Raw genomic sequence first — 26,609 nt, 5'->3', positions numbered from 1 at the left:
GGTGTGTGATTGAAAGAGATCAAAGAAAAAGTGCGGGATCAAAGTCCGAAGATCCGTAATCCTGCCTCCCGGCTTCCGAAGGAACTGGTGCGTTCTGCGATGCTGGAAGCAAAAGAAAAGTCCAGCATTATGGCAGATAAGATCGGAAGAGAAACGGGGGAGGAATCCCCGGTAGAATATGCCGGAAACCGCATCCAGAGTGTGGAACAGCGAGTAGGAAAGGAAAGTGCTTCGGCAGCCTATCGTGGCGGTAAGAAGCTGGCGGTGAAAACCTATGAGAAGGTAAAGGCGCAGAAACAAAAGCAGAGAGAAGCCGCGACAACCCCGTTGGGAGAGAAAAATGCAAGAGGTAACACATCTGCCCAGGCAGGGCAGACAATGGCAAAGAAAGGGCGAACAGAAGCCACAAGAAGCATTAAGGTCAAGCCGGAAGTCGAGAAAACAATCAAGGAGGCTGGAAATCGGACGGTAAAAACAGCGCCCCGTGTGGTGAAAGCCTCTCCGGTTTCTTCCCAGAAAGTGAAAACCCAGGCAGTCTTACAGAAAAAGCAAGCACTGAAATCCATGAAAGCAGCCAGGGAAGCGAAACGGGCTGCCATGCACTCGGTTCAGACTGCCAAGCAAAGCGCAAAGACTGCAAAGGCAACCGGAAGAGGATTGAAAGCCATGGCAGAAGCCGCCGCTCATGCAGTGAAAGCTGCATTTGCAGCGCTGATGGCAGGCGGTGGTGCGGTTCTTGTTGTTCTGATTTTGATTGTGGGGATCATTGGTGGTGCGGCCTTTTTGGGAAATTCCCAGAGCAGTGAGGCTTTGAGTGCGGAAGTGTTGGCGCATACACCCGCCATTCAAAAGTATGCCAGTGAATTTGGTATCCCAGAATATGTTCCGGCAATCCAAGCCATTATGATGCAGGAGAGCGGGGGCAGGGGAACAGATCCCATGCAGGCCAGTGAGTGCCCTTATAACACCCAGTATCCCAGTACTCCCGGTGCGATTCAGGATGCCGACTATTCCATCAAGGTGGGGATACAATATTATGCAGATTGTGTCCGGGAAGCCGGATGTGAAAGTCCCCAGGATATGGACAAACTGAAACTCAGTTGGCAGGGATATAATTATGGGAATGGATATATCTCGTGGGCGTTGGAAAAATTTGGCGGTTACAGTGAAGCCAATGCGTTGCAGTTTTCCCAGGAACAGGCAGCCGCCCATGGCTGGTCGGGTTATGGCGATCCGGAGTATGTGCCTCATGTGATGCGATATTATTCCGGTGGCGGTTGGTTTGCCGGCCTATTTGGAAACGGACAGCTTGTCACCATTGCGAAAAGCCAGCTTGGGAATGAAGGTGGTCAGAAGTTCTGGTCATGGTGGGGATTTACAGAGAGACAAGAGTGGTGTGCCTGCTTTGTCAGCTGGTGTGCGGATCAGGCAGGACTCATTCAAAAGGAAGCAGTACCGAAGTTTTCTGTTTGTACGGAGGGTGTAGCTTGGTTTCAGGCAAAGGGGAAATGGCAGAGTGGAGGAAGTGTTCCGACACCAGGGACTATCATCTTTTTTGATTGGGATCATGACGGAGCCAGTGACCATGTAGGAATCGTGGAAAGCTGCGATGGAACTACGGTACATACGATTGAGGGAAACAGCGGAGATGCGGTAAAGCAGAACAGCTATACGGTGAATTCCCAGTCCATTTTGGGATATGGACTGGTTGCTTACTAAAAAATGAGAAAAAATCAAAGAATGGATTGCATTGTAGGAGCAGAGGAACAATGCTATAATAGGGAAGCAGGCAGGGCGCACGTCCTGCCTGCTGATAAATATGAAAAGTACAATCATGAGATTGATAAAATAGAGTCATTGGGGAGTGGAATATTTGAAACGGGAAGAAATTTTTGAATATGTAAAAAAACAATATGGAACAATTCCGGAATATCTTTGGAAGAGTTCTCCGGAGAACGCAATCCTCCGGCATAAAAAAGGGAAATGGTATGCGGCTATTCTGCGAGTTGAAAAATCGAAACTGGGTTTGAAAGAGGAAGGAACCGTAGATATCATCAATGTGAAATGTGAACCGGATATGGTTGGACTCTTGACACAGACCTACGGTTTTCTGCCAGGATATCACATGAATAAGAAGTATTGGATCACCATGTTGTTAGATGGAAGTGTAAGTGAGGCAAAAATCTTAGATTTTCTAGATCTGAGTTATGATTTAATAGATAGAAAAGAGATAGGAAAGTTATAGACATGGATTATGTATAAAAACATAAAAAATAGGACTGAACTTTAAAAGAAGTTAATTAGTTCATTTGAGGGAGGATTATATGTATCATATAGCAATTTGTGATGATGAAAAAGACTTTGTTGCTGAAATGAAAGTCCTGATACAAAACTATACTAAGGAAACAGGAACAGAATTTCGTATCTCTGTATTTGAGGATGGTAAATATTTAATTGAGAATTATGACAAGAGTATTGATTTAATTTTTCTCGATATACAAATGAAAGATATGGATGGCTTAAAAACAGCAGAATATATCCGAAAAATAGACGAGACAGTCGGTATTTTTTTTCTGACTTCTCTTGTTCAGTATGCTCTTGAAGGGTATCAATATCAGGCTGTCAACTATCTTGTAAAGCCGATCAAATACAACAGATTGAAAACAGAATTAAATCGTTGGTTAGAAAAATATCATAAAAAGATTCCAAGTATTGTTGTTTCCAATGATAAAGGTTCTTTTAAGATAGCGCTAAATACTCTGCACTATGCGGAGACCAGTAAACGAAATCTTTTATTACATACGGATACAGAAGAAATTCTTTGTTACCGTAAAATGAAAGACCTTGAGCAAGAGCTACTCCCCTTTGACTTTTTTCGCTGCCATACAGGTTATCTTGTAAACTTGGCATTTGTAAAAAGTGTAGAAAAGTTGGAAATAGAATTGAACTCTGGAGAAAAAATTTATGTCAGTAAGCCAAAGAAAAAAGAATTTATGGAAGCGTTAGCCGGATACTGGGGGAAAATGCTATGAATATAGATATGATAACATTTTTGTCAGACATACTTTTTACGATATGGGAAGGGCTTATTAGTGTAATTTTACTAAAAAGTTATACACCGAAAAAATTTTCTTTGAAAACAGATGTACTTTGGATTTTTTTGTTCGTTCTTTTGGTTGAAACTATGACCTTTTTATCAGTTTCATCAACGCTAAAAGTTTTGCTTGAATGTTTTCTGTTCCCGCTTATTGTATGGACAATATATAAAATCAATATAAGAAAATGTTATTTATCTATTTCCCTGTTTGCATTTATTTGTATCTTATCGGAACTTATCATAGTAACCATAACGGGATTTTTTGATACTTCATCTTTAGGCTTTTATTTTTCAATAGAACTTGGGGTGATAAATCATATTTTGATAACTGCACTTGCAGTTTTTATGGGAACAGTATTAAAAAAATTGGAAAATATTTTTACAAAGCGAGAAGATCTATTATTAGTCATTTTTTTATTTGCCCTGATTTTATTACTTTTAAGTTTCGTAAACCGATCCATATTTGGGTGGGAGTTAATGACACAACTAACGCAAATTACAGGAATAATCATATTGCTCGTAGTTTTGGTTTTGTTGATTCATTTTGTACATGACAGTGTAAAAACACGTTTGATCCAACAAAAAGAAGAACAGTCTTTAGAAGAAATGAAAGTGCAATACCAATATTATGAAGAACGCTTAAAGGATGAACAGCGTGTGCGGGAAATCTACCATGATATGAAGAACCATCTGCTTGTTTTGCAAGCACAGTTAAAAGAGTCAGGAAATACAGATAACCAAGGAAAAAGGCAGGAAACCGAAAAGATGATCTCAAAGTTACAAAATGAAATATCTGCTTATGGGAACTATATACAAACAGGAAATGCTTTTTTGGATGTTATTCTCAAAGATAAGATGGCACAGGCAAAAGAAAAGCAGATTGATTTTTTGGCAGAAATTGATTTTTCAAAGGGTGGTTTTATTGAAGGATTGGACATTAGCACAATCTTTGGAAACGCATTTGATAATGCGATTGAAGCGTGCATGAAACTACCAGAAGAAGAACGGATGATTACTGTAAAAACAGGAGTCAGAAATCATTTTTTCCTTATTCTCATAGAAAATTCAGCAAACGATTTTTCTGAAACTACTACAAAAGAAGATGATTTTTTACATGGATTTGGTAAGAAAAATATTCAAAAGTCAGTGGAAAAATATCAAGGAAGCTGCCAGTGGAATTATGAAAACGGGATTTTTAGCCTTTCTATTTTGTTTCCACTGCAAAATATTTAGTTAATGATAAAGTACGTTCTATCTGCAAAAACAGATGGAGCGTATTTTTTATGGTCAAATTAAGCATTGTAAAGGTCAAAGTACGCATCCAATATTGTTTTTCTTTCTTTTCTTTCTATACTGGAAGTGTCAAATGAAATTTAAACGGGAGGATACGAGATATGGCTATTTTAAAAGCAAGACAAATAAAAAAGTATTATGGAAAAAATGAAAATCTAACGAAAGCTCTGGATGGTGTGGACTTGAATATCAATCAAGGCGAGTTTGTCGCCATTATAGGTGCATCTGGCAGCGGAAAATCGACTTTGCTTAATATGATCGGTGGATTGGATAATCCTACTTCTGGTGAAGTTCAAATTGGAGGAAAAGAAATAGGAAATATGAATGCGGACGAATTAACAGTTTTCCGCAGAAGAAATATTGGTTTTATTTTTCAAAATTACAACTTAATTCCCGTATTGAATGTATTGGAAAATATCACACTTCCCATTGAATTAGATGGAAAATCGCCTGATGAATCATTCATTACAGAAATTATAGATATTCTTGGACTAAAAGAAAAAATATATAAAATGCCCTCGCAACTATCAGGCGGTCAACAGCAACGGGTAGCGATTGCCAGAGCGTTAGCCAATAAACCCAGTATTATTCTCGCTGATGAACCTACAGGTAATTTAGATTCGGTTACAAGTGAAGAAGTATTGGATCTGATGAAAAAAATGAGCGAACAATTTCATCAGACAATCGTTATGATTACACATGATCCTAATATTGCTTCCAAAGCTGACCGTACCATAAAAATCAGTGACGGAAAAGTAATTGCGTAGGAGGGAGAATTTTATGAATAAAAATGAAATTGTCTCAAAAAAGGCAATGAATCGGTTAGCAAAACGAAATTTCACTAAAAATCGTATGAGAAATGTCTTTTTGATTTTGGCTGTTTCTCTTGTGACACTTCTATTAACAGTTATGTTCGGGGCTGGTATTAGTATTATTAAAAATGTAGAAACTGCCGATCTTCGACTGAAAGGAAGTACAGCTAACGCATTTCTCTGTGAGGCAGACGATCAAGAAATGGAAAAAGCAGCAGAGCTTTCAGAAATCAGTCGAATTGGATGGCAGTATTATATTGCTTCTGTTACTCCGAATGATAAGCTGTCAAATCAAAATGTGATCGCAATGACCGGCTATGATGATACAGAATGGGAAAAAAATATCATTCCAACCATTACCAATCGAAACGGCAGTTATCCCGAAAAAGAGAATGAAATCATGGTTTCAGAATGGACATTAAAAAAATTGGGAATTGACAGCCCTCAGATTGGTATGAGGATTCCTATTTCATTTACAACCTTGTCTGGAGACTCTTATCAACAAGATTTTATTCTTAGTGGCTTCTACACAGATTATATTTATCGTGCAGGTGTAACACCGAACAGCGGAAATACAATGGCATCCAATCTTTATTACATGAATCATGGAAGTAATAAGCGGGCAGTAGGAAATATTGTTGTATCTGATTTGTTTGCAGAAAAATATCTGTCAAAAGAAGGTCGTTTAGGAACTTGCTTTATTGATGAAAGTTTGAACAGCGAAGAAGCCTTAAATTTATTGAAAGGGCAAACTGGACTAAATCATATTGTTGTTGCTGGTTTGACAAAAAACACTTCACAAAGTTTCTCTTTGGCAGCTATTCCATTTTTAGCTGTATTGCTGGTTGTAATAAGTGGATATTTACTGATCTATAATGTGATGAATATTTCTGTTATACAAGAAATGCACATGTATGGACAGCTTAAAACTCTTGGAGCAACAAAAAAGCAGTTGAAAAAGCTGATACGAAAGCAAGCAAATTACATCTCTTGGATAGGTATTCCTGTTGGATTAGTTTTAGGAACTGTTTTTGCTATTTTTGTCATTCCTGGATTACTTGAGCGTCTTACGGTAGGAAGCGGATTTGGGGGCGCATTGACAAATGATATTTCAATTTCTCCCTGGCTATATGTTTTTTCCAGTTTGTTTTCATATTTCACAGTCTATATTAGCTGTAGAAAACCTGCAAAATTGGCAGCGAAGGTATCTCCAATAGAGGCGTTAAGATATACAGAAGTGCAAGAAAATATCAATAGTAAGCGTAGCCGTAAAGGAACAAAGTTATATTGTATGGCTTTCCGAAATGTGTTCCGAAATAAAAAACGTGCCATATTAACATTTTCTTCCATGTTTTTTGGATTGCTTATCTTTTTTGTAATCAGCACTTCTACTTATGGTGTAAACTATGACATAAAGCTTGAGAGAGAACAGCCGTATTCGTTTACTTTGAAAAATTTGTCATTTCAGACGGATGACTATACAAAAATTGAAGATACACTAAATGGTGATGTTCAATCTCAGATTCAGTCATGGAATGGTGTTTCTGACATCAATACAGAATATGTAGACTATGCCGTATTCAAAGAACCTGTTCCAGAATTAGCTCCGTGGATTCAACAGCAGGCAATAGAGCGTAACCTCGCACCACAGAATATTTCTGATGATTTGCAGTCAATGGTTGCAGGCTTATCAATAGAACAGTTAAATCGATTTTCTTATGAAACTATTTTCGACAAATCGGAAATCGAGAAGCACTTAAACGATGGAACGGGTATTTTTTTAGCTGAAGCAGATTCGGAAAACACGAAATCGCTGTGTGGAAAAACGATTACACTTTCAGGAAGTATGGAAGGTGATTTACAAAGTTCTTATGTTGTACTTGGGGTTTTGACAACTCCTACATCGAACCGATATGTGGAAAACTACAATTATTATGGCAGTGATAACGGACAGACAGTAAAGTGCTACACTTCTTTTCAAGGAATTGAAAGATTAACAAAGTCACCAATCGTTCATTCACTTCAAATCAATGTTGATGAAGGAACAGACGAAAAGATTAGCAATCAACTATTAGATTTATTTGCATCTGCTGATACCATAGGAATGACTTCTCAACTGGAAAGCAAAGCAATGGTAGATGATGGTGTACAGATCATCCGTATAGCTGGGAAAGTGATAGGAATATTTCTTATAGTTATGGGGTTGCTTAATTTTATCAATGTTATTTTTACCAATATTTATGCACGACAAAAAGAACTTGCCGCATTAGAAAGCATAGGTATGACACAGAAACAGTTAAAAACGGTGCTTATTTTAGAAGGGCTATATTACAGCATTATTACGATAGGTCTCTTGCTTACAATAGGATTGCTTGTTTCTAAAGGGGTATTTGTACTTATACAAAATGTAATTTACTTTGTAGAATATGGTATTCCATATGGTTCAATTCTAATACTGTTTATGCTTATGCTTTTAATCTGTACAATAATACCGTTAATAGTTTATAAAAGCATTGCGAAAGAAAGTATTGTAGAACGTTTACGCAGATATCAAGATTAGAAAGAAGGGAGAGATTTGCAAAAATATACTTTACAAATAAAGGGGGAGAATAAATTTATCATTCTTTCTCCCTCTGTCCTTTATAAGTTGATATGTAAAATAAAAAATAATTCGAGTACGGAGATTTGCTTGGATATGAAATGTCTGTTTCCTAAAGATTTAGAGGAATATCTTTTAAATGTCCTTAATGCAAATTCAGATATAGATTACTTTTCTTTTCCTAGTATTAGAAAAGGAACTTTTACTTCGGATGATCTTTTACAACTCGCACAACGACAATTTACGGATCTGTATATCGAAAATGACAAATGTTTTGAAAGAGTTGTGTTACTCAACCATACTGGAAATATTCTGGAACTTAACTGCAATAAGAAATTTTGGATTGTATGCAAAAGCGCAGAAGCTGAGTTTTTTTGTTCCTATCCAGATGGACGTGCAGAAATACTTATTATTGAAATTTAGTTGTATTGTCAGACATTCGTAATGAAAGAGATGTCTTTGAATAATAAAGAAATATAGGAAATCTTTTTTAGATAGGGTGCGAAAAGTAATAGAAATCAAGATGATTAATTATGATTGCTTTTTATGATTTAAAATTTAGGGAACAATAGATGAGAAAATAGTGATTGCAAAAGTTAGGTGGGACGGATATGCGAAATAAACAGGTGGGGGTGTGAAGAAAAACAGAATTATAGTAATTGCGGATGAAGGAGAAGTGATATGGGAAAGCTTGATTTTGCCGGAACAGCAGACAGAGATTTATCAGGCAAAAAATATTCAGGACGCTTTTTCCCACTTGACAGTATTCTCTTATCATTTGATTTTAATTGCAGTAAAGCAAGAACCGGAAACTATATGTCAACTTGTAGAAGCCATCCGAAAAATGGTGATAACACCTGTGATTGTTTTATTACCGGATCGTTCTGAAATGCGAAAGAAAATCATGCAGGCCGGAGCAGATGTAGTATTGACACAACTATGCACAGAAGAAATCAGCCTGCAGGCATATGCATTGATCCGCCGCTATACAGAGTGGAAATCGGAAAGAAAAGAAGAAATTCCTGTTATGGTCGGGAAACTGGAAATCTTTCCACTTCAAAGAACAGTAGAATGGGAGCATAAAAGAATCCCCGTTGTAAAAAGGGAGTTTGATTTCCTATATCTGCTAGCGTCTACACCGGGAAGAGTATATACATACAGTCAGATCTATCAGCTGGTATGGCAGGAGTACCCACATGGGGATATTACAAATATTATTTACTGTATGGTACATCGATTGAAACGGAAATTGAAAAATGTAGATGTAAATGCAGAACATATAATCATCAGTGTAAAAGAAGTTGGATATTGTTTAAAAGTAGAGAAAGAATCATAGAAGGCAGGTTTCTAGAAATGGAGCCTGCTTTTTATATGGTGAGATCGTTGGCTGCATTCGCATAGAAGGGAGATGATAGAAAAACTGACAGTTATTTGACAGACAACTGACAGTCTGCTGACAGACTGATTTTGTATACTACTTCTTTATGTAAAGAATGGGATTCATCCCATGACATAAAGGAGCAGTGTATGTGCCAGAAAGAGCTACAAAAGGGAAAAACCTAACTTCATATACAGCGTTTGGTGGTGTCGCAATTCAAAACAGGATTGCGGCATCTTTCTTTTTGTGGAGAAGATTCCGGCTAACACAGCCTTTTTCTTGTAAGAAGGCGAGGTCACCGCCACTCCGATTTGATTTCAAAAAAATTCAGATCGGAGGAAAAGAAAGGTGACATTTCATAAAGCAAAAGAAGAATATAAATGGAAACAGTGGAAGGAACAGGAAGAAAAGATTTTAAGAGAATCCGGAGTCAGTGAAGAGGTAATCCAAAGAATCCGGGAATTGGATTGGCAGGATTTTAATGCAGAGCGGAGATTTTGGGAACATTTTTCTTCCAATCAGGAAGAGCTATATACACAAAAGATGGAAGAAGAGCTTTCGGTTATACTGAATATCCAACAGCTGCTTGACAGTATTGAGAATGAACAGCTCTTACAGATTCTGATGGAAACAGATAAGAAAACATTGCAGATTTTACTGTTGAAGATGTGGGGATTTTCTGTTCGTGAGATTGCGGGTCAGATGGGACTGCCGGAAAAGACCATTTATACACGGATGGAGCGATTGAAGAAAAAAATAAAAAAAGTTTTGAAAAAGTGAAGAAAAATGGAGGTTCTCATCGGCTCTATATATGAAAGGGGTAATTGCCCTAAGTTCCTTGACAACCGCATACCAGCATTACAGGTACGTTCCCGAAGATAGAAGCGTGACAGCATAAGCGCCAGGACGGATGGGAACAAGTACTGCAGGATTGTTATGGAAAGGTCTGTCCAAAGACGATGGCGGATCATTTTGTAGAAAACTGTCAGTGCATGTTCTCATTCTGAGCGACACCTTATAGCTGTAAATGGACTTTCGCAGGTCTTTCGCCAGGATCATCGGAGGGGGATAATGATACGAATTTCTTCCCATAAGGAAGAGGATGGACTCCAAGTTGTAATCAGCAAGACTTTCAGGAAATCTGCGAGCGGTGCAAAGCGAAGCATCCGCCTGTAATGTTCCCTGCCATAAAGGTGGTGTGGCAGCCGGGGAGTCGAGGACAAATACGGTGCCAAAGAAAAGAAGAAACGATAAGAAATCAAAAAAGAGTGTGTCGTTGATATCAGATACATGCGGCTGTGGGAAAGTGCCACAGCCGTATTCTTGTGGTATTAACGTCATGCGGAAAGAAGTACTATGTTTTATAAAGTTGAATATCAAAAAAGAGCGCATCAGGAAGTGGAGAAGATCTTCCGGGTGCTGCTTCCGGAACAGGGACTGGCAGTCCGGGAAGAGCAGATCCGTCTATGCCATGAAATGCTGGATACCCTGCTGGGAGAACAGATTGCCTTGTGTGATGCAGGGGTAGGGATTGGAAAAACCTATGCCTATCTGATAGCCTGCGTATTATTGCGGAAATATTCCATGCTGATAGGGAGAGGAAATCCGTTGGAGCAGCGTCCGGTAGTGGTGTCCACCTCCAGCATTGCATTGCAGAAAGCAATATTGACGGAATATATTCCATTTTTGTCCAGGGTGCTGCTGGAACAAGGGATCATTCAGTCTCCGCTTCGGGCAGTGGTGCGAAAAGGAAAAGAACACTTTGTCTGCGACAACAGGCTGGAACAACGAATCGAAGCGATTCGCCATAAACAGAAGAATGCTGCCCAAAAAGAAGCGTTACTGTCCTTACGAAAACAGTATGACATGGATACTGTAAAGGATTTAAGTGGGTTTGACAGAAGGCTGGTCTGTGTGCCAAAATTCTGTCCAAGGGAATGTCCGGGCAGGCAGATGTGCCGCTATCAGAGATATCTGGAAGAATCCAAAAAGCAGGATGTGTTTATTCAAATCTGTAATCACAACTATTTATTGGCAGATGCGTATCACAGAGCAGAAGGATATAAACCTTTGCTGGCGGACTATCGGACATTGATTGTAGACGAAGCTCATAAATTACCGGAAGCGGCAAAGCAGATGTTTGGAAAAACCCTGTGTATGGATGATATTCGGGAAATAGCGTATTATCTGGAACGGGAGCATCAGAAAGAAGAGGCAAGAATCTTGCGGATAGTCATGCATGACGCATTGCATGTGGTTGGCGCAGAACACCGAATTGGAAAGGGAATTCGGGAAACATTCCATAATACAACAAATAGTGTGGTTTCTCTGTGGGAAGGCGTAGAGATGTTGGAATTTCTTTTAGAAAAGCTGGAGAAAAGTGTTCCAAAGTGGATACGGAACCGGTTGGAAGATGCAAAAGAGGTGCTGGAGTGTTTTTGCAGCAGCGATGAGAAATATGTCCGCTATCTGCGGCTCGATACAGAGCAGCTTCCCATTTTATGCGCAGCCAGTCGGGAAATCCCAGGACTGCTTCGGAAGATGTTATGGGATCGGGAAGAAGGAGTGTCCGCTATCTTAACCAGTGGAACATTAAAGGCAGGTGCAGGCTTTTTGCGCACCAGGCAGATCACCGGGCTGGAGAGAAGGGCAGGAGTGCAGGAATATGTGGCAGAGTCCCCTTTTTCTTACGAAAAGAATTGCCTGCTATACCTGCCAAAGACGTTGGAGCATTGCAGGAGAGGAAGCCGGGAAGAGGCGGTGATGGTGGCAAACCAGATTCATTCTCTGATTTGTTCCACTTACGGTCATACGCTGGTGCTGTTTACCTCTTACACATTGATGGGAAGTGTGTACCAGATTTTAAGAGACAGCCTGCCGTTTCCTATGGTGGAAGTATGGAGGCATTCGCAGGAAGAGATCCTGCGGTTTAAGACCATGGAGAATGGAGTACTGTTTGCAGCCGGCTCCTGCTGGGAAGGGGTGGACTTTCCGGGAGATATGGTGTCTTCCCTTATTATTGTGAAACTGCCTTTTGCAGTGCCGGATCCCATCAGCGAGGCAGAGAAGGAAACCTATGATTCCTTGGAAACCTATATCCAGTCCATCATTGTGCCGGATATGCAGAAGAAACTACGTCAGGGATTTGGGAGAGCCATCCGGACAGAAACCGATACCTGCGTGGTGTCTATTTTAGATATACGGGCGGTAAAAGGCGGCAAGTATCACGAAGATGTGATGTGTGCGCTTCCATCCTGCCGGATAGCAGAAGAGTTGAAAGAGGTACAGGATTTCATCCGCAGCCGGAAAGGTGTAGAGTATTATTTATAATAGGAAAAATCTGCTTTCCAGCCTTGTTGCTTGTGCTTATTTTCCAGGCGTTCTTGAGGGAAAAGTTTAGTACAGTTTTTGGGGCGGTTTTGGAGGGATTGTTGGTATTGATGAATAGCTATTTGAACATGAAGTGGGTATAATGTGTATAGCGTTAGAGATTTGGAAGGAGGTTCTGAAATGGCAAAATATATAATGGATATGCAAACTGATAAAAAGGAAGAATTCTATTTTATCCGAGAGAAAGAAAGCCATGATATTGTATATTTACCTTCCAAGTATTTAATGCATAAGAAACGGTCAAAGTTATCACCGAATACCATACGAAGGAGTGCCTTCATATTATCCTATTATTTAAACTTTATGGATGAATTGGACTTGCATTTGGAGGATATCTATCAGATGAACTATATGGATCAGCATGAACATTTTACAGATTTTCTGATCTGGTTACAAGCAGGTGAGCATAGCCGGGAAGATTATTCAAAACTTCCCAATAATGAAACTTGCAATGCATATTTAAAAGAGGTATTCCGGTTCTATACTTTTATGGAACAGGAAAACAAGCAGTCAGAAAGTCTGAAGGTGCTTTCAGATGCACAGATGATTGTACGAAATTCGATAGGTCTCAGAAGGGTGCTGAACCGAAAGAACTTTCGGGGATATTTAAAAGAAAAAGGACATCAAGGAAAAACCATTGAGCAGGACAAGATTGTAGGCTTGTTGCAGGAATGTGCAAACAGCCGAGATCAGGTTCTGCTTTTATTATTAGCAGAAACAGGCTTTCGAATAGGGGAACTCTTAGGTGTCCGGTATGCGGAAGATATAGACTATGAAAAACATATCATTTATGTCAACTTCCGAGAAGATAATGAAAATAGGGCAAGGGCGAAAAATGCAGAATTCCGAAGGGCAAAAATCAGTGATGCAACTTTTGATATTTTAATGTTCTATATAGAAGATTATAAAGAATTGATCTTCGGACAGGAATATCTATTTATCAATGTCTCAGGTGATTATGTCGGACAACCATTTAAGGGAAGCGGAGTATATGCAATGCTGCGCAGACTGGAAAGAAAAACAGGGATTAAAGCATCTCCCCATATGCTTCGCCACTATTTTGCAAATGCAAGACGAAAAGATGGCTGGAAATTAGAAATGATCAGTCAGGCACTCGGACATCGGAATATTGAAACGACCATGAAATATCTGAACATAACAGAGGATGAGCTAATAGAAGTCAGTGATGCATTTTACAATAAGCATCAGGCAATGTATGGAGTTCAGAATTTGTTATAAAAAAGAGGAGGCGATCAAGTGTCTGCAATTCGATTGCTGCAAGCGGAACGCCAGGAAGAGATACGGCATCTTCACAGGCAACTTATGTCAGGCGGAATATTGCAGAGAGAACTATGGGAAGAAGCAGAGAAATTCCTTATCCAAAGAGAAATTTATGATGTGATTCTAGCAGAAGAACAAGATTTGCGGGAATACAAAAAAAGTTTGTCAGATAGTGGGAATTATACGAAAAAGCAGGTGAAAGAGCAGTCATCCGCATTGCGGAAGATACAGAAGTATTGGATAGATACAGAATATGGACCGCTGCTCTCAGAAATCCGAGAATGCCAAGTGTCAGATGAAGCATTGAAGGGAAATATCAAACGGTTTCTAATCCGGCAAGGCATACATCATATCAGGGAGATTGATTATACAGTACGGAGCAGATATGAAGCAGAGCTGCAAAAGATGTGGGACGAACCGAGTGTGATGAAATATCTAAAGGTATTCGATCATATCAAGCAGTACAGTATCCAAAAAGAAATAGAAAGTCTGCCGGGAAGAATCGAACACCGAAGAAAATATCAAGCACAGATTGTATTCCTGCCATACTTACCAGATTTGGAATTGGTTAAGGATTTTGAATATGTCCGAGATAAACAGGAACTGGTATGGGATTTTGCAAGAAAAGCATCTGAAAAATTAAAAAGGCAGATTTTCCTACTGCTAAATTATATCCTGGACAATTTATATCGAGACGATTCAAAAGAGAGAAGAGTTCGTTATTTACTGCCACTGCACTGGTTATATGATTTTTGTGTGGAGGAAGAGATTGATGATCTGGAAGGCTTGGAATTAGAACAGATTCAGCGATTTGAGAAAATCGTGGAACAGAAGGTAGTCAATGTGAAAAACTCCATGCAGATTATTGACAATAGTCGGAAAATCTTATTTTTAACAGCACCAGAAATTCATTGGCATGCCAATGTGTGGTATATGGAACGCTTTCACCTGTCAGAAGATCGGCTTAACCCAAGCAATCCAGTACAGCGATTGAGTTTTATAGAAGTGACTAACAAAAAGAATCGAGAATTGTTACAGGAATATGCCAAATATCATGTTGGAATTGGTGGACTGACGATAGCAAATATCCGAGGACAACTATATGAGGTAAAAAGACTTCTGGAATATTTTAAGGAAGAAGAATCCATTTGTCAGGTAGATGAAAATCAATTGGATGACTATTTTAGGAAACTGGAAGAAAAGGATACCAAAGATGATACATTCAATAAAAGAATTGTGCATTATATAAAATTTTATCAGTTTTTAAATGTACGAGGATATATGAAGGAGATACCTTTTAAACCGGAGTATTATCTGAAAAAGACATATCCAGAGCATCATGACAGAACGGTGGAAGAAAAAGTTTATATGGAAATCCTGCATAAGCTGTATGCATTTCCGTTAGTTCCAAGATTGATATTTTTACATTTGTGGTGTACTGGATTGAGAATCAGCGAAGTTTGTACGTTAAAAGGGGATGCATATTACTGGGATGGAGAAGATGCATGGCTAAAAGTTTATCAGATCAAGATGAAGGCAGATAAAATGATACCAATACCGCTTGTGATGTATAGAATCATGCGTAAGTATATTGAGCGTGAACACATTCGTCCGAAAGATTATATCTTTAAAGGGAAGGATGGTGGAGCGTACCGGGGAACAACATTCCGACAGGAGTTTCAGCAATACTGTGATAAGAATGGAATTGCAGATGGCAGTTATATCTTCAAAACCCATGACTATAGACATACGCTGGCTACTCAATTTTATGATGAGGATGTTTCTATACAGACAATCCGAGATTATTTAGGACATTTTTCAGAAGAGATGACAAAACAGTATGTGGACTTCATGCCAAAGAGAATTGAAAAAGCAAGTGATACATACTTTAAGAAACCGGAAAATGATTTGGCTTCTACCATTAAAGTTAAGAAGCGTGGTGACAGAAAATGAAAAATAGAATTTACATATATGAGATGGATTGCTATAAGACAGCATCCGAAGATCAACTGCAGAGAATGCGTATCAGTCCGGTACGGTATTTTAATCTGGAAGGGTTACCATCCGAAGAAATAACCGAAAAGTTGGAAGAATTTATATGGGAAAGAGGAAAAATGCTCGCCCCGTCTAGCATGGCAAGTGAAGTGACCTATTATAATAATATTCGAGAATTTCTGATTGATCGGAAAATACAAAGCCTAGATTCCAGAGAAGAAGAAAAAATCATCCTTATGCTAAAAGGTTGGATGTTGGAACGAGGATATGCTTTATCAAGCAAAAAATACCGGCCAGCATATGACAAGGTAGGGATTGAAAGTCCTGGCATTGTGAGGCATATGAAAAAAATCTTGAAGTTTCTAGAAGAAGAGGATGACAGGGACGAACAAGAAAAAGACATCTGGACTCTTAAAAATTTCGATTTTCCTATTCAAGGAAATCCAATTTTGAATACAGAAACGCTTAACTTTACTAAAATTGTACAACCAGATATTCGGGAAGAAGTAAAAAAAGTGATTTTTATGCATTTGAAATATTCTCCTTTAGGAACGATACATAGTGAAATGACTGCAGTAAAGCGATTTTCAAGATTTCTTAAAAGGAAATATTTGGACATTCAATCGCTGCAGGAATTAGACCGAATGCATATAGAAGAGTATCTGATATATCTTCAGACGGAAGCACATGATCGGAAGAATTACAGATCTGACTTGTATGCACTACGAAGGGTAATAGAAGATGTTGGGAATTTATATGAACGACAGCACATGAGCGAATTATTTCTGAGTAATGACTTTCCAAGTACACCAAGACATGTATTCAAATTTTACTCAGATGCAGAAATTAAAAGATTAAATGAACACATTTTCAAAATGGACGAGCAGATATGCAGAGCATTGATTATCCATCAATTACTGGGGACGAGGATTTCAGATACGCTGACCTTAAAGACAGACTGCCTAAGCATGCGGAATAATCGATATTTTATAAGGATTGACCAGGTGAAGTCAGTTACCTATGAAAAATCTATCAGTGCGGAAGTGGCACAACTGATTATGAAAGCAATTGACTATACAAAAGAGCGGTATGGGGAAACAACCTACATTTTTGTAAAGAAAGATGATTCAACAAGACCTTATCAATATAGCATGATTCAAAATCAGATTATGACAATGATTCGTCAAGAAGATATCCGGGATGATAATGGAGAACTTCTGAAGTTTGGAACGCATATTTTCCGACATTGCTATGGAAAGAAATTGACAGAAATGCACGTGGATGACTGGATGATAGCCAAGTTACTAGGACATACCTCCATATATTCGGTACATCATTATCGAAAAATTGGAAACAAACTGATGGCAGATGAAACGAGAACTGCAAGAGAAAAAATGGATATGATCCTATTAGATATCATAGAAGGATGGGATGATTATGAAATATGATAAGATGGTAGCGATTACGCAGGCTGAGAGTCAGAGGAAGATGAATATTGCAAAAAATACAATATCTGATATGCTTAAAAATATGGAAAGAATTACCGTAGCAGAGCTGGTAAAAAGAACTGGGCTTTCTAGAGGATTTTTTTATAAAAATGAGCTTATCAGAAGAGAAATGGATGACGCAATACATAGACAGGAAGCAATTTTTAAGAATAGACATCCGGTTGCAATGGACAGAAAACTTGAAAATTCAGTAATTGAGTTGAAAATTGAATTGTTAAAAGCCAAAGCAGAGAACGAGAAATTAGCAGAACAAAATCAGGAATTGAAAAGAAAAAATGAACTGTTGCAGCAAGAACTGGAGAAATTGAATAAACGGGTCAGTAGGAAAGAAATTTCTGTTCTAAAAAAATTGTGAGAATGGTGTGGTACAAGTTTTTTGAGAGGACGATAATCTATGAAATACGATAAAATGGTCGAATGTAGTTTGGAACGTAGCAAACAGAAGGTAGAAACCGCAAAACGGGAAATTCAAGAAATGTTGGAATCAAAAGAAAAAATAACAGTTGCTGCATTGATTCAAAAAACAGGCTTTTCTAAAGGATTTTTTTATCGAAATGAAGAAATGCGCAGGGTGGTAAATGAAGCTATGCATCAACAGAGCGTAACGTATAATCCGAAACAGATTATTATTGATATGGCTATGGAAAGAACTTTAGTTAATGCAAAAACGACTATACAGGAATTGAAACTAAAAATAAAAAAATTGGAAAAAGAAAATGCAGAGTTGCGAGAAGAATTGGCAAGGGTAAGAAAAATATCTAAAGTATAAAACAAAAATTAAATATTTGAATTTGAATGATCCAAGGCAGAATGTACAGTTAAAAAGCAAGTACATTCTGTCTTGTTTTGTATAGATATGAATAAATAAAAATACTGGCTACAAAATGCACACAACATACAAAAAGTGCAAAAAACAAAGAAAATAGACGAATGATACGTTTTGGTCTATATGGTTAAATCCAGTGTTTATAAGGCTTTTGAGGCATGAAAAAGACAGGGGCTAAATTTATAGTGGTACTGATTTCACTTGTCGTTATATTCAAATCTCAGCTCACAAGTCTGGTCGAGACGATTTTCGAGAAGATTACAAGCGAGAGCAGCGGTATTTAAAGGGGGAAGTCACAGTGTATTTAAGTCTGGTATTTATTTTACTTATTTCATTTGCCGGAGCAATGCTGGAAAGTGCCTCTTTACAGAATGTAAAAAATTACAGAAGAGCAGATATGACACGGGCGGTGGAAAGTATATTTGCAGAGTATCAGAAGGAACTCTGGGAAGTCTACGGAATTTTTGCGCTGGAAGGAAGTTATGAGACGGGCAGTTACAATGAAGAATTGTTAAAGGAACGGCTGGCCTATTACGGAGCAAGCGGGATGGATCAGGAAATTACAAGAATTCAGCTATTGACGGACCAAGGTGCCAGTGCATTTTACGAGCAGGTGACGGCATATATGGAAAATAAATACGGACTGGATAAGGTGAAGAAACTGGTTGGACAGACAGATACATGGAAAGCAGGAGAGGAGGCTTTACAAAATTATGAAAGAGACGGGGCAAAAACGGAACAGGAATTACAGGAGCTGTTGTCGCAGAAGGAGGAACTTCCAGAGGAAGAGAATCCCTTATCGCATGTGGCGAAATTAAAAAGCATGCCTCTTGTAGATCTGATTATGCCAAAGGGACGTGTAATGTCAAAGAAAAGCATTACGTTATCGGAAATGGTATCTCATAGAAAACGAAATCAGGGATATGGAGATTTCTCAGATGTAGCAGGATCGGGAAGTACAATCAGTAAATTACTGTTTGGAGAGTACGTGCTGGAACATTTCAAGATGGCTTCAGATAGCCTGCAATCTGGCAATGGAAATTATAATAGTGGAGATTCTGTCGGTGGAGATTTTGTCAGAGGAGATTCTGCTAATGAAGACTTCGGCAATGGGAATCTTGGTGACATGGCAGGTGCGGGGAGTCTGGACTATGAACTGGAATATATTCTGGAAGGCCATGCCAGCGACAGAGAAAATATGGAGACAGTTGCCAGTAAGCTTCTTATGGTCCGATTTGTGCCAGATTATGCATATATCCAGACGGATTCAGAAAAGAAGGCAGAAGCCGAGGCGGCAGCGCTTACATTATGTACGGTGATTGGACTTCCGGAACTGGCAGAGGGTGCCGCGCAGGGAATTTTACTTGCATGGGCTTATGGTGAAGCAATCATGGATATTAGAACGCTGATAAGTGGAGGGAAAGTACCACTTGTAAAGAACGCAGAGGATTGGAAACTAAGCCTTTCCGGACTGATGCAGCTTGGCAGTGCAGGAGAAAATGTGGCAGCAGATAGTGGTAAAGATATGGAAAGCGGACTTGCTTATCGGGAATACCTTCGCATGCTGTTGTTCCTGAAATCCCAGGATGAAGTTGGGATGCGTACATTAGATATGGTGGAACAAAATTTAAAGATACGATATGGAAAGACATTTTTTCGGGCAGATGCCTGCATCAGCAGAGTAGAATTTCACAGCACATGCAATCTGCGTCGTGGGATCATGTACGATTTTCCGACATATTTTGGATACAATTAAAAACGAAATGAATCAATAACGAAATGAATCAATAACGGGTGGGTGCAGATGTCCTTCCGCTCCCCCTACCGGGAGTTATAAAATTTCTGCTAACTGAAAACATAAAAAAATGAAAGGAGAAAGATTCGATGAACTCAGATAAAGATATCCCTTTATTATCCAGCATATACAAATCCAAGTATACAGGAAGGGCATCTGCATCCACCCGAAAAAAAGGAAGCATTACCGTGGAGGCTGCCATGGCAGTACCAATCTTCTTTTTTGCGACGCTGGCATTGGTATTACTGCTGGAGCTGTTATCCGTGCAGACGGCTGTGCGAAGCGGACTTCAGGAAGCGGGAAAGAAGCTTGCAGTGCAGGCAGTAGAAGTCCCGGCAGTGATTCCGTCAAATCTGGAACGTGATGTTGTAAATTCTATTGGAGCAGAACGGTTAGAGAGAAGCATTGTAGAAGGTGGCAGCTCAGGAATCAATTGCAATCAATCTTATTTGTCGCCGTTTACGGGAATTGGAGAAATTCAGGCATCTTATCAGGTGCGGATTCCGGTTCCGGGCTTTGCTATAGCGCCGATTTCTTATAAGGAAACTATGAGGATCAAGGCATGGACCGGCTATGAGGCAGGAGGGTTTGGTGAAGAAGATGATCAGATTGTATATGTAACGGATACAGGAGTTGTCTATCACAAAAATCCACATTGTACGCATCTGGACCTGTCGATCCATGCGGCGGCGTCATCGGAACTTAATAGCCTTCGCAATGAAAGTGGCGGAAAGTATCATGCCTGTGAGAAATGTGTTCATGGCAGCAGTATGGGTGGAAGTGTGTATATTACTGATCAGGGTGACCGGTATCATAATTCACTGACATGCAGCGGATTAAAGCGTACCGTATATACAGCGAGAATTTCTGAAGTACCGGGAAAGCGCGCATGCTCAAAATGTGGTGGAAAGTAGAATGCCAGGAATGATAAGTAGAATGAGAAGAGGTACAAGATGTGGGAAATATAAATAGAATGGTAGATATAGTTGTGCTGTTAATTCTAACTGGGCTGTCTGTGTCAGATATTAGAAATAAAAAAGTTTCCAGAAGAGTTCTGACATTGTGGGGAATATTGATAGTCATCTGGAAAATAGTGGACTTTTATCGAATCAGAGTGTTCCTGGAAAAGATGGAACAGACAAATGTAGAGAATCTTGTTGGAATCTGTGCAGGAATCGGAGTGGGAGTGCTGTTCCTTCTTGTCAGTAAAGTGACAGAAGAAGCAATCGGTTATGGGGACAGCGTGGCAATTATGATTCTTGGAGGATATCTGGGGTTTTGGAAAGTTGTGGGAGTGCTGGCAGCAGCATTTTTTATAAGTGGAGTCTGTTCGGTGATATTGGCATTTCGCGGACGGGTGAAGACAATGCCATTTTTCCCATTTTTGACTCTTGGATATATTCTGATGCTGGCAGAGCAGGGAGGTGCAGCGTGAGAGGTTATACAGTAGAGATGTCATTCTTAATGCCAATCATTATGTTGCTGGTCATGAGCAGTATCTATGCATTTTTTTATTACCATGACAAGAATATAATTGCGGGAGCAGCTTATGAGACAGCGGTAGTTGGAAGCAATAAGGCGAGAGAAAGACCGGGTTCACAGACCGGAACTGGAGATAAAAGCGGGACAGATGCGGCGGAACTGGAAACACTTTTTCAAAGTCGCGTGAATGGAAAGTGTATCCTATTATCTACAATCCAGGGACAGGTTACGGTGGAAGGAGATGAAGTCTGTGTCCGGGCACAGGGAACATGGAGGAAGATGAAAGTCAGTGTGGAAAAACGTGCGGCAATTACAGAACCGGAGAAAAAGCTTCGGGATATTAAGAAAATAAAGGAGTTCGTCAATGGAACGTAAGATTACGATAGAAGAGTCAGTCCCTTATACAGAGGACTATCAAAATAAAATGCTGGAAGAAAATCAGGTGGAAGGACTGCTGGAAATGCATGGACGGGGAATGGATGACAAAAGCTGTTATGATTATGATGTGAGTGGAAAAGTGTCCATGAAAGCGCTCTATAAAAAGCATACGATGAGTGGAGAAGAAATAAAAATATTGCTAAAATCTATTTTGCGTGTCGTGAAAGAAGTAGAAAGGTATCTTCTCAATGTGAATTGTATTCTGATGGATCCGGAGTATATTTTTTACACAGAAGAAAAGTATTATTTTTGTTATTATCCACCGAAAGAAAAAAGTCTGTGGGAAGGATTTCACCATCTGAGCGAATATCTGGTGAAATGTGCAGATTATCAGGATAAAGAATGTGTCCAGATCGTGTTCCTTTTGCATAAAGAGACTATGAAAGAAAATTACAGTCTGGAACAGATTATAAAGGAGTGTGTAAAAGAAGAGGAAGAAAATGTTTTGGCAGAGGATAAAAATACAGATTTGGGAACAGAGGAAGAAAAGGAAGGAAGCACATATTTTGACCGGACAGAACATGACTGGATCGCAAGCCAGGAAATGGGAAGTACGATACTCCGTGAGACAGAAAACCTGTGGACACCGATGAAGCGTTTTCTTCACAGACGCAGAAAACCAAAGTGGGGAGACTGGGACGGGCTGTATATTGAAGAAGAAGATCTCTAGTGTTATACTGTACTGACAGGAATGATGCCGGAAAAAATCCCGGCTGGAATATCAGAGACAGGAGGCGGTTTGTCGTGAGACAGGAACGGTTTAAAATGGAAAGACAAGGGCTGGTGGTAGAAGGCCAGCAGGTGGAAGTAACAGAGAGAAGTCCGAATACGAACCTGTTTACTTATGTAGTGGAACCGGCAGTTGCAATGTCCGGAATTTACAAGACATCTGAGCGTATTCATGCAAGACAGGGCGTAATCAAAGAAATACAACATACGGACAGAGGATATTATCTGATCGTAGAGTTTGATGAGTAAAATCTTGCAGAATAACGTTGACATTACAGAAAATTAATGAGAAAATTTTCCTATGAGAAATTACAAGAAATTACCAATTTGTACAATTGCAATCGCAGCAGCGAATGTTCTGATCTTCCTCGGACTGTCTTTTATGGGTATGACTGAGGATTCCGCATTTATGATGGAACATGGAGCAATGTATGTTCCATATCTCATGAACGGAGAACGATATTATACACTGATCACCAGTATGTTTTTGCATTTTGGATTCAGTCATCTGATGAACAATATGGTGATGCTGCTGGTCATCGGTTACAGCCTGGAACCAGAGATTGGAAAAATCCGTTTTCTGTTCATTTATCTTGGAAGCGGACTGATGGGAAATCTCGTATCGGCATGGTTTGATGTGAGTCAGGGAAGCTATGCGGTATCAGCGGGTGCTTCCGGAGCAATCTTTGGAATTGTGGGAGCACTTCTTTATGTTGCAATCCGTAATCATGGACGAGTCGGAGAGATTTCAACAAGAGGACTTGTTCTGATGGCAGGCTTAAGTCTCTATTATGGATTCACCGCACAAGGGGTGGATAACGCAGCCCACATTGGCGGGCTGATATCCGGATTTTTACTGGCGGTACTCACATATTGGAAACATAAGCCGAAACATTATTAAAAATGTTTTAAGGGATTGGAATTGTAAGGGTGAATGTAGTTTTTAGCTGGCAGTCTGGCAAATCTGGTTCTGAGTGGACAGTCAGTGTTCCGCCATGTGCTTCGATAATTCGGCGGGAAAGTGGCAGGCCTAAGCCTGTTCCGGACGATTTGTACGTGACAAATGGTTCGAAGACTGAAGATAGATGTTCTGGTGCAATACCACAGCCGTTATCGGAGACGGAAATAATCAGATTTGAATGCTCTTTCCATGCGTGAAAGTGAATTTGCGGGGAATAGATAAGTGCTTTTCCGGGATTCAAAGATCTGTTACTTTCACAATTACAGGCAGAATCAAGATGATTAGAGCATGTAGATTGTTGAATCAGTACTGCATCGCGCGCATTTCCAAGAAGATTCAGAAGAACTTCCCGAAGTTTGATGGAATCTGCAGGCATAACAGGAAGTTCCGGCTCTATCCGGGAGATAAATTCAATATCGGTTTCAATGATGGAGGAGGCAAAGGATAAGGAAATTTTCTTGAGGAAGATGTCGAAATCTGTCGAAGAAGGTGACAGACGTTGACCGTTGTTGTATGCCGATAGCTCTTCCAGTAGTTGTTTCATATATTCGATGTCGCTATGTAAGTCTGACCAGTGCCGGATATTCAGAACTTCCGGATTGGATGCTTCGATCATCTGTAAGGTACTGTATATAAGAGTCAGCGGGTTGCGAATCTCATGGCTGATGGTACTGATATCCATACGGTGGGAGTGAAGAAGTCTGGTGAGAAGCTCTTCTTTCTCAGGACTTTCTGCCATGATCTGGTGTAATTTTTCATAATCAGATTCTGTGAACATAATGATTACCGCCCTTTATGAATTTATTTTTTCATAGTGTAGCATTGGCGGATAAAATAATCAACAATTTTAAAAATGATTTTTTAAAGGAAAGAAGGACATGAAAATGAAAGATGATAACTGCATTTTTTGTAAACTGGCAAATGGAGAAATTCCTACAGCAACCTTGTATGAAGATGAAGATTTCCGCGTGATTCTGGATGCCAGCCCGGCTTCGAAAGGACATGCACTGATTATTCCAAAAGAACACTATGCCAATTTGTATGAGTTGGACGATGATAAGGCTGCAAAAGTTATGGTGCTGGCTAAGAAAATGATCACAAAGCTTACAGGCATCTTACACTGTGACGGGTACAATATCGTGCAGAATAATAACGAGGCAGCAGGACAGACTGTATTCCATTTCCATTTACATATGATTCCGCGTTATAAAGGTGACGAAGTTGGACTTGGCTGGAAGATGGGTGAGCTTACCGAAGAGGATAAGCAGGATATTCTGTCTAAATTATAAACTTGAAAGTGATGGAAATTAAATGGCGGAATCTGAAGATGTAAAGAAAGCTGAAATCGACAGGCTTTACAAAGAAAATGTAAGTAAAGTGTACCGAACGGCATTGTACTACGTCGAAGATCACTATGTGGCAGAAGAGATTGTGCAGGAAGTTTTCCTGAAATTATACGACAACCTGGGAGATATATGTATGGAGTCCGTGCCTGCATGGCTGATCACTACCGCAAAGAATATGGCAAAGAACTATCTAAGAGACAGTAAATGGGAGACACCGATGGAAGAGGTTCCGGAGCAGGAGGTGCCATATTCGTCAGAAGGACTGGACGCTCAACTCATAGAAGTGCTTCGTCAGAAAGAATGCCGCGAGCTACACGATACGATTTTTGCAGATCTATATGAGAAAAATTCAAGATGGTATGAGGCAGTTACCGTTTCATATACTTTGGATAAACCACAAAAAGAAGTTGCAGAGAAAATGGGGATATCTGTGGATACGCTGTATAGTACATTATACAGGGCAAAGCAATGGATTAAGAAGTACTACGAAGAACAGTTTCACCAACTGGATGGCAAATAAAAAACAGGTGCCGGATATGACACCTGTTTTCTTATATCAGATATCTGCGTCAGAATCAGATAGTTTTGTAAGTATCTAAGCAGTTACCGATTCAATCAGATCAATGATGGTATCGATAGAATCCTGCTGGGAAGAATGCTTCATTGCATCGATGTATTTCTCGCGGTTATCATAGAGATCATGAACTGCACTGAGAAGTGTTTCGTTCGTAAGTTCCTCTTCCTCAAGCACCATACTGAATCCCTGACGCTCGAAAGAACGGGCGTTGAGAATCTGATCACCACGGCTTGCATTGGCAGACAGCGGAATCAGAAGATTTGGTTTGTGCAGGGCAAGAAGCTCGCAGATAGCATTGGCTCCGGCTCTGGAGATTACAATGTCGGTCAGTGCGAAGAGGTCACGCAACTCTTCTTTGATATATTCGAACTGTGCGTAGCCTTCCGTTCCGTTCAAAGAAGGATCGAGCTTGCCGCGGCCACATAAGTGAATGACCTGGAAGTCTTTCAGAAGCTCCGGGAGAATCGCACGGATGGCATTGTTCACGGCAACGGCACCGAGGCTTCCGCCGACAACCAGAATGACCGGTTTGTCGGAAGTGAAGTGAAGGAATTCTCTGGCGCGGTACTTATCTCCGCTTAAAAGTTCCTGACGGATCGGAGATCCGGTGAGAACAGCCTTGCCTGTCGGGAGAGAAGATAATGTCTCCGGGAAGTTGCAGCAGACCTTCGTTGCAGAAGGAATGGAAATCTTGTTGGCAAGCCCCGGAGTCATATCAGATTCGTGGATAATGACTGGTACATGTTGTCCCTTACCGGCAAGGACTACTGGTACAGAGACAAAACCTCCCTTGGAAAATATAACATCAGGCTCCAGAATCTTAATCAGTTTACGTGCTTCACCCATTCCCTTGATAACACGGAATGGATCTGTGAAGTTCTGGACGCTGAAATAACGTCTGAGTTTACCGGTTGAGATGCCATGATATGGTATACCGAATTGAGAGATAAGTTCCTTCTCAATTCCGTTATATGAGCCGATATAGTGGATGTCGTATTGTAATTCTTTAAGACGTGGTAACAGGGCAATGTTAGGTGTAACATGACCGGCAGTACCGCCGCCGGTTAAGATAATACGTTTCATAAAAAGCTCCTTTCGATAA

26 protein-coding genes and 1 pseudogene are annotated in these 26,609 nt (G+C 39.8%); 25 read left to right on the top strand and 2 right to left on the bottom strand.

Translation table 11 applies throughout. The features are described 5' to 3' along the window. Positions 1 to 9: 9 nt before the first annotated feature. The 23 genes and pseudogenes from G593_RS0102140 (at position 10) to G593_RS0102020 (ending at position 23,524) form a co-directional block, all read left to right on the top strand. Positions 10 to 1,719: a CHAP domain-containing protein gene (locus tag G593_RS0102140; RefSeq protein WP_029730567.1), complete on the top strand. Its 1,710-nt coding sequence runs from the start codon at positions 10 to 12 to the stop codon at positions 1,717 to 1,719. A 154-nt stretch (positions 1,720 to 1,873) separates the two neighbouring features. Beyond that, positions 1,874 to 2,245: an MmcQ/YjbR family DNA-binding protein gene (locus G593_RS0102130; RefSeq protein ID WP_029730566.1), complete on the top strand. Its 372-nt coding sequence runs from the start codon at positions 1,874 to 1,876 to the stop codon at positions 2,243 to 2,245. A 79-nt stretch (positions 2,246 to 2,324) separates the two neighbouring features. Continuing rightward, complete coding sequence (locus G593_RS0102125; protein ID WP_029730565.1) at positions 2,325 to 3,032, top strand: LytR/AlgR family response regulator transcription factor; 708 nt, start codon at positions 2,325 to 2,327, stop codon at positions 3,030 to 3,032. Further along, positions 3,029 to 4,330 carry an ATP-binding protein gene (locus G593_RS0102120; protein ID WP_049946442.1) on the top strand — a complete coding sequence of 434 codons (1,302 nt, stop codon included), beginning with the start codon at positions 3,029 to 3,031 and terminating at the stop codon, positions 4,328 to 4,330. The genes G593_RS0102125 and G593_RS0102120 overlap by 4 nt, the downstream gene beginning before the upstream one ends. 161 nt (positions 4,331 to 4,491) lie before the next feature. Then, positions 4,492 to 5,157, top strand: coding sequence for an ABC transporter ATP-binding protein (locus G593_RS0102115; protein WP_029730563.1), 666 nt, complete (start codon positions 4,492 to 4,494; stop codon positions 5,155 to 5,157). A gap of 13 nt (positions 5,158 to 5,170) precedes the next feature. Next, a complete protein-coding gene (locus tag G593_RS0102110; protein WP_029730562.1) occupies positions 5,171 to 7,762 on the top strand; it encodes an ABC transporter permease in 2,592 nt (863 codons plus the stop codon). A 135-nt stretch (positions 7,763 to 7,897) separates the two neighbouring features. Continuing rightward, positions 7,898 to 8,224: a hypothetical protein gene (locus G593_RS0102105; RefSeq protein ID WP_029730561.1), complete on the top strand. Its 327-nt coding sequence runs from the start codon at positions 7,898 to 7,900 to the stop codon at positions 8,222 to 8,224. A gap of 211 nt (positions 8,225 to 8,435) precedes the next feature. Then, positions 8,436 to 9,137 carry a winged helix-turn-helix transcriptional regulator gene (locus G593_RS20440; RefSeq protein ID WP_029730560.1) on the top strand — a complete coding sequence of 234 codons (702 nt, stop codon included), beginning with the start codon at positions 8,436 to 8,438 and terminating at the stop codon, positions 9,135 to 9,137. Between the two features lie 390 nt (positions 9,138 to 9,527). Next, a complete protein-coding gene (locus G593_RS0102090) occupies positions 9,528 to 9,959 on the top strand; it encodes a sigma factor-like helix-turn-helix DNA-binding protein (protein ID WP_029730558.1) in 432 nt (143 codons plus the stop codon). 576 nt (positions 9,960 to 10,535) lie between these two features. Beyond that, positions 10,536 to 12,509 (top strand): ATP-dependent DNA helicase, encoded by a 1,974-nt coding sequence (locus tag G593_RS0102080; RefSeq protein ID WP_029730557.1) that lies wholly within the window; start codon positions 10,536 to 10,538, stop codon positions 12,507 to 12,509. Positions 12,510 to 12,689: 180 nt separating this feature from the next. Further along, the gene (locus tag G593_RS0102075) at positions 12,690 to 13,808 is read left to right on the top strand and encodes a tyrosine-type recombinase/integrase (protein ID WP_029730556.1); all 1,119 of its coding nucleotides are present in this window, start codon (positions 12,690 to 12,692) and stop codon (positions 13,806 to 13,808) included. An 18-nt stretch (positions 13,809 to 13,826) separates the two neighbouring features. Beyond that, positions 13,827 to 15,803, top strand: a complete 1,977-nt coding sequence (locus G593_RS0102070) for a tyrosine-type recombinase/integrase (protein ID WP_029730555.1) — start codon at positions 13,827 to 13,829, stop codon at positions 15,801 to 15,803. Continuing rightward, a complete protein-coding gene (locus G593_RS0102065; RefSeq protein ID WP_029730554.1) occupies positions 15,800 to 17,293 on the top strand; it encodes a tyrosine-type recombinase/integrase in 1,494 nt (497 codons plus the stop codon). The genes G593_RS0102070 and G593_RS0102065 overlap by 4 nt, the downstream gene beginning before the upstream one ends. Further along, positions 17,283 to 17,708: a DUF6262 family protein gene (locus G593_RS0102060; RefSeq protein WP_226969289.1), complete on the top strand. Its 426-nt coding sequence runs from the start codon at positions 17,283 to 17,285 to the stop codon at positions 17,706 to 17,708. Before G593_RS0102065 ends, G593_RS0102060 begins: the two co-directional genes overlap by 11 nt. Before the next feature lie 39 nt (positions 17,709 to 17,747). Beyond that, positions 17,748 to 18,122 carry a DUF6262 family protein gene (locus tag G593_RS0102055; RefSeq protein ID WP_029730553.1) on the top strand — a complete coding sequence of 125 codons (375 nt, stop codon included), beginning with the start codon at positions 17,748 to 17,750 and terminating at the stop codon, positions 18,120 to 18,122. A gap of 239 nt (positions 18,123 to 18,361) precedes the next feature. Next, positions 18,362 to 18,463, top strand: a pseudogene (locus G593_RS21685) (Flp1 family type IVb pilin); the annotation flags it as partial. Between the two features lie 14 nt (positions 18,464 to 18,477). Continuing rightward, positions 18,478 to 19,935 carry a DUF5702 domain-containing protein gene (locus tag G593_RS0102050; protein ID WP_029730552.1) on the top strand — a complete coding sequence of 486 codons (1,458 nt, stop codon included), beginning with the start codon at positions 18,478 to 18,480 and terminating at the stop codon, positions 19,933 to 19,935. Positions 19,936 to 20,063: 128 nt separating this feature from the next. Next, the gene (locus G593_RS0102045) at positions 20,064 to 20,888 is read left to right on the top strand and encodes a hypothetical protein (RefSeq protein WP_029730551.1); all 825 of its coding nucleotides are present in this window, start codon (positions 20,064 to 20,066) and stop codon (positions 20,886 to 20,888) included. Positions 20,889 to 20,929: 41 nt separating this feature from the next. Then, positions 20,930 to 21,409, top strand: a complete 480-nt coding sequence (locus tag G593_RS0102040; RefSeq protein ID WP_242827015.1) for a prepilin peptidase — start codon at positions 20,930 to 20,932, stop codon at positions 21,407 to 21,409. Then, positions 21,406 to 21,831, top strand: coding sequence for a TadE family protein (locus tag G593_RS0102035; protein ID WP_029730549.1), 426 nt, complete (start codon positions 21,406 to 21,408; stop codon positions 21,829 to 21,831). Before G593_RS0102040 ends, G593_RS0102035 begins: the two co-directional genes overlap by 4 nt. After that, positions 21,821 to 22,564 carry a DUF6382 domain-containing protein gene (locus G593_RS0102030; protein ID WP_029730548.1) on the top strand — a complete coding sequence of 248 codons (744 nt, stop codon included), beginning with the start codon at positions 21,821 to 21,823 and terminating at the stop codon, positions 22,562 to 22,564. Before G593_RS0102035 ends, G593_RS0102030 begins: the two co-directional genes overlap by 11 nt. A gap of 74 nt (positions 22,565 to 22,638) precedes the next feature. After that, complete coding sequence (locus G593_RS0102025) at positions 22,639 to 22,872, top strand: hypothetical protein (RefSeq protein WP_005337510.1); 234 nt, start codon at positions 22,639 to 22,641, stop codon at positions 22,870 to 22,872. Between the two features lie 52 nt (positions 22,873 to 22,924). Then, complete coding sequence (locus G593_RS0102020) at positions 22,925 to 23,524, top strand: rhomboid family intramembrane serine protease (RefSeq protein WP_005337502.1); 600 nt, start codon at positions 22,925 to 22,927, stop codon at positions 23,522 to 23,524. A 7-nt stretch (positions 23,525 to 23,531) separates the two neighbouring features. On the opposite strand, the gene G593_RS0102015 is transcribed toward G593_RS0102020, so the two are convergent. After that, positions 23,532 to 24,362 (bottom strand): sensor histidine kinase, encoded by an 831-nt coding sequence (locus G593_RS0102015; RefSeq protein WP_005337500.1) that lies wholly within the window; start codon positions 24,360 to 24,362, stop codon positions 23,532 to 23,534. Between the two features lie 100 nt (positions 24,363 to 24,462). On the opposite strand from G593_RS0102015, the gene G593_RS0102010 reads away from it, so the two are divergent. Both G593_RS0102010 and G593_RS0102005 read left to right on the top strand, forming a co-directional pair. Beyond that, a complete protein-coding gene (locus tag G593_RS0102010; protein ID WP_005335028.1) occupies positions 24,463 to 24,873 on the top strand; it encodes an HIT family protein in 411 nt (136 codons plus the stop codon). Positions 24,874 to 24,895: 22 nt separating this feature from the next. Further along, positions 24,896 to 25,450 carry an RNA polymerase sigma factor gene (locus G593_RS0102005; protein WP_029730546.1) on the top strand — a complete coding sequence of 185 codons (555 nt, stop codon included), beginning with the start codon at positions 24,896 to 24,898 and terminating at the stop codon, positions 25,448 to 25,450. A gap of 75 nt (positions 25,451 to 25,525) precedes the next feature. Here G593_RS0102005 and G593_RS0102000 read toward each other — a convergent pair whose 3' ends face one another. After that, positions 25,526 to 26,590, bottom strand: a complete 1,065-nt coding sequence (locus tag G593_RS0102000; protein WP_029730545.1) for an undecaprenyldiphospho-muramoylpentapeptide beta-N-acetylglucosaminyltransferase — start codon at positions 26,588 to 26,590, stop codon at positions 25,526 to 25,528. Between the last annotated feature and the right edge of the window lie 19 nt (positions 26,591 to 26,609).

The organism is Dorea sp. AGR2135, assembly GCF_000420885.1.
GTDB lineage: Bacteria > Bacillota > Clostridia > Lachnospirales > Lachnospiraceae > Dorea > Dorea formicigenerans.
The sequence above is the reverse complement of the archived record's forward strand: the minus strand, read 5'-3'. Positions and strand labels throughout refer to the sequence as shown.